The following is a 3,644-nucleotide window of genomic DNA, read 5'->3' on the forward strand; positions in this document are numbered from 1 at the left end:
CGACTTCAAACCCGACCCCGACAAACTCGCACACTGGAAAGACCTCGGCGTCACCGAAGTCCTCTTCGGCCTACCCGACCGCAACCCCGACGACGTCGCCCGCTACGTCGAACGACTCGCAGCAAAAATCGCCGACCTGGGGTGAGCTAGCGCAGGACCGCGCGGTTGCCGTTATCTGTGCTGTTGGCAACAACTTTCGCACCCAAGGGGTCACCGTCTGACATCAACGACACCAACTCGGGGTCCTCAGTGGTCGCCATGAAACGGGAACCATCGGCGTCCAGGCGGCCGACGATGATGCCGGTCCGCACCGGCCAGTCGTAGCGCACCGAGTAGGTCTCGATGGTTCCTGCGCCGTCCACGGTCTTCGTCACCGGCACCGTCGGCAGTGCGGCGATCTGCCCGGTCAGTTCAGCACTGCGGGAGGTGCGCCATTCGACCGGTTCGGTCGAGTAGACGCCGACCGAATACTTGCTCATGATCCCGCCGTTGGCGCCGACGAAACCGAATCGCCCCGGGTGGTCGCGCATCTGCTCGACGGTCTCGGCGATGCCGTGCAACGCATAGCTGTTGCCGGGGCCGCCGAAGTACGGGAGGCCGCCGGTGAGGGTCAGCCCGCGAGGATCGTTCGCGGCCAACCCGAGTGCCTCGCAGATCACGAACACCGGGAAGGGAAAACAACTGTAGAGATCGAAGGTGGCGATGTCGTCGACGCCGACCCCCGCGACCCGCAGCGCCTCATGGGCGGCCGCCACCGAAGCCGGTCCCGCTCCGAGGTCGGCCCGCGACAGCAGTCCCTGTTCGATCAGATCCGAATGCCCGTGCAGGTACACCCACTTCTCCTCGGGCACACCGAGTCTGCGCGCAGCCTCGACGGACATCAGGACCGCGGCCGCACCCTGGTTGACGGTGTCGCGGGCGACCAGTAGCCGGGGATAGGGGTCGCAGATCATCCGGTTCTCGTCGGTGACCGTCTCGATCTCCTCGACCGAGCGCTCAACCGGCGACGACGAGAACGGGTTCTTGGCGGCAACTCTCGACATCGGCGCGAACAATTCGGCCATCTGATGTCGGTACTCGCTGACGCTCAGGCCGAGGCGGGACCGTCGGGCGTTGTCCAGCAGACCGTACTGCACCGGGGCACCGGTGAGCCCGTGCTGCACGGTGTACTCGTCGATGTAGCTGAATATCTGGTGACCACGATCCTCGAGCTGACCGGCGACATCTTCGGTGAAGTCGGGCTTGTCGTCCCTGCCGGCGAAATACTTTGCGGTGGAGCCGGGCTCGGAGCCCATGATCATGACGACGTCCGCGTCCCCCGCGACAATCGTGTTGCCGGCCTCGGTGACGAGCTTCTGCGGGCTCTGTCCGCCCACCGGTTCCAGGACGACACGGGCCGGATCACCGCCGAGGCGGTTCATCACCGATCGCGGGTAGTTGTTCGATTTGCCCAAGGTCGCCGGCATGGGTCCGGAGATCTCGAACTGCCGCAGGCCGAAGACGGTGTCGACAGCCTTGGCGACCAGCGCCTCGTCGGCGCCCGTGTCCGCCAGCGCCGCCCGAGCCGCCGCCGTGGCGAGGTCGACCGCCGACATCCCGCGGTAGGCAGGGTCGTCGATCCGCTCGGTGAACTGCCCGACACCGACGATGACCGGGGTGCGTGGATCAACCGCCATGTTGTGTGTCCTCTCGACCGTCCGCTCTTCGCCCGAGCGGCTCATCGCAGTTACTTCGAAAGGCTAATAGAACACGTTATCGTTTGGCGAACTCACAAATACACGACATCAACGACGTACAACTTAATAGATGTACGTCGTACTTGACGTATTCTTGTCCGATGAACTGGCAACCGCGCCCGATGTCCCTTGTCGTCGGTGGTGTCGTCCCCACCGAAGACGTGGTGGGTCGCGTCCGCGAGTCGAACGACGTCCTCGCGGCCCTGGTGCATTCGGGTGCGGTCCTGGTCGGAGACCGGCGGCATGGCAAGACCTCGTTGTCGCGTCTGGTGCAGCGGATGGCTGCCGAGCAGGGCGCCGTCGTCGTGGCCGTCAGCGCCGAACGGGAGAGCTACACCGAGTTCGTGTCGGCGCTGATCTCCGAGTTGGCCCGGCTCGACCCGTCCTGGTCGAAGGAACTCGCCAAGATCCGACTCACCCTCACCGCCGGACCGGTCCGCCTGGAACGTGACGCCCGCGCCGCCGCCACGCTGGACGAGTTGCTCGACAACGCGATCCGGCGGGCCCGCGGGCACACGCTGGCGCTGTTCATCGACGAGGTGAGCGTGCTGGCCCGCAACCTCGAACGTGCGGACCCCGGGTCCGGCGACACCTTCCTGCATCTGCTCCGCCGGGTCCGCCAGGAGAATCCGGGAAAGGTCGCGACGGTGCTGTCCGGATCGATCGGATTCCATCATGTGTCCGACGACGCCCCCGCCACCGTCAACGACATCCCGAAGATCGCCGTGGGCCCCATCCGCTCCGACCACGCGACCTACCTCGCCGAATGCCTGCTCCTGGGCAGTGCCACACCGACGACCGACCAGCATGCCGTCGCGGCCGCGATCGCCTCGGCCGCCGAGAACGTGCCCTATTACATCCAGCACCTGGTGGCCGCCGCCAGGAAGTCGTCGTACGACACCCAGGTCGCGGCCTACCCCGAACTCGTAAACCTGCTGGTACTGGATGCAATCGAGAGTCCCTACGACCCTTGGGATCTGCGGCACTATCGGGATAGGCTGCCGCACTACTACGGTGCGGATGCACACGCCATCGGCGGCCTGCTCGACATCTACGCACACACGAACCGGCCACTGGACGTCGACACGGTGCTGATGCGACTCCGCAGCGAAGACAACCCGATCACCGACAGGGCACAACTCGTGTCGTTCATCGAACGGCTGACGCTCGACCACTATCTGGTGCGCGCCGGGGATGCCGACCAGTTCTCCTCACCGCTGCTGCAGCGCGCATGGAAAGCCATGCGCCGGTGAACTTCCCCGCACTGTTCACGCCGTCGGCGATGTCGCTGACCGAACTCGAGGCGTTGACGGTGGGCCGCTCCGACCTCCTGCAGGCCCTGACGCAGCGCATCATCTCCTCGGCACGCGACGGTTCGCGACCCCACACCCTGCTGGTCGGGCCGCGCGGGTCGGGGAAGACACACACCCTGCACGTCACTCTCGGTCGGGCGCTGTCCGACACCTCGACGGCGAGACATGTTCTGCCCGTGCTCATTGCCGAGGACTCACTGGCCATCGGCTCGTACGCCGACCTGCTCGTCGAGATCGCCCGCACCATCAGCTCAGAACTGGGCGAGGAGGCCAGGACGCTGCGACGCGGGAGGGACCCGGTCGGAATCGAGGCCGCCGTGATGCAGGCGGCGGCAGGCAGGACGATCCTGTTGGCGATCGAAAACCTCGACCGGGTGTTCGACGGCATCGGCGAAGCAGGCCAGGGCAGCCTGCGTGCCTGGGTCGAGACAACCACGGACGTGCTGGTATTCGCCACCGCGCCAACACTGTTCACCGGTGTCTCGTCGCGCGAACACCCCTGGTACGGATCATTCATGATCGAGAGGATGGCCGGGTTGAGTGTCGACGACGCCGTCGTCCTGCTGGACCGGGCGGCGCAGCGGCGCGACGACAC

3 protein-coding genes and 1 pseudogene are annotated in these 3,644 nt (G+C 66.0%); 3 read left to right on the plus strand and 1 reads right to left on the minus strand.

The features are described from left to right. Window positions 1-145, plus strand: a pseudogene (locus WA965_RS04770) (LLM class F420-dependent oxidoreductase); the annotation flags it as partial. A gap of 1 nt (window position 146) precedes the next feature. Here the strand turns inward: WA965_RS04770 and WA965_RS04775 are convergent. After that, window positions 147-1,676: an acetyl-CoA acetyltransferase gene (locus tag WA965_RS04775; protein WP_526300088.1), complete on the minus strand. Its 1,530-nt coding sequence runs from the start codon at window positions 1,674-1,676 to the stop codon at window positions 147-149. 182 nt (window positions 1,677-1,858) lie between these two features. Here WA965_RS04775 and WA965_RS04780 point away from each other — a divergent pair, with 182 nt between their 5' ends. Next, window positions 1,859-2,989: an ATP-binding protein gene (locus WA965_RS04780; RefSeq protein ID WP_526300092.1), complete on the plus strand. Its 1,131-nt coding sequence runs from the start codon at window positions 1,859-1,861 to the stop codon at window positions 2,987-2,989. After that, the coding region (locus tag WA965_RS04785; protein WP_526447157.1) for an AAA family ATPase at window positions 2,968-3,644 on the plus strand (677 nt) is incomplete at its 3' end. The genes WA965_RS04780 and WA965_RS04785, both read left to right, overlap by 22 nt.

This window comes from Mycobacterium sp. (assembly GCF_049683935.1).
Taxonomy (GTDB): Bacteria; Actinomycetota; Actinomycetes; order Mycobacteriales; family Mycobacteriaceae; genus Mycobacterium.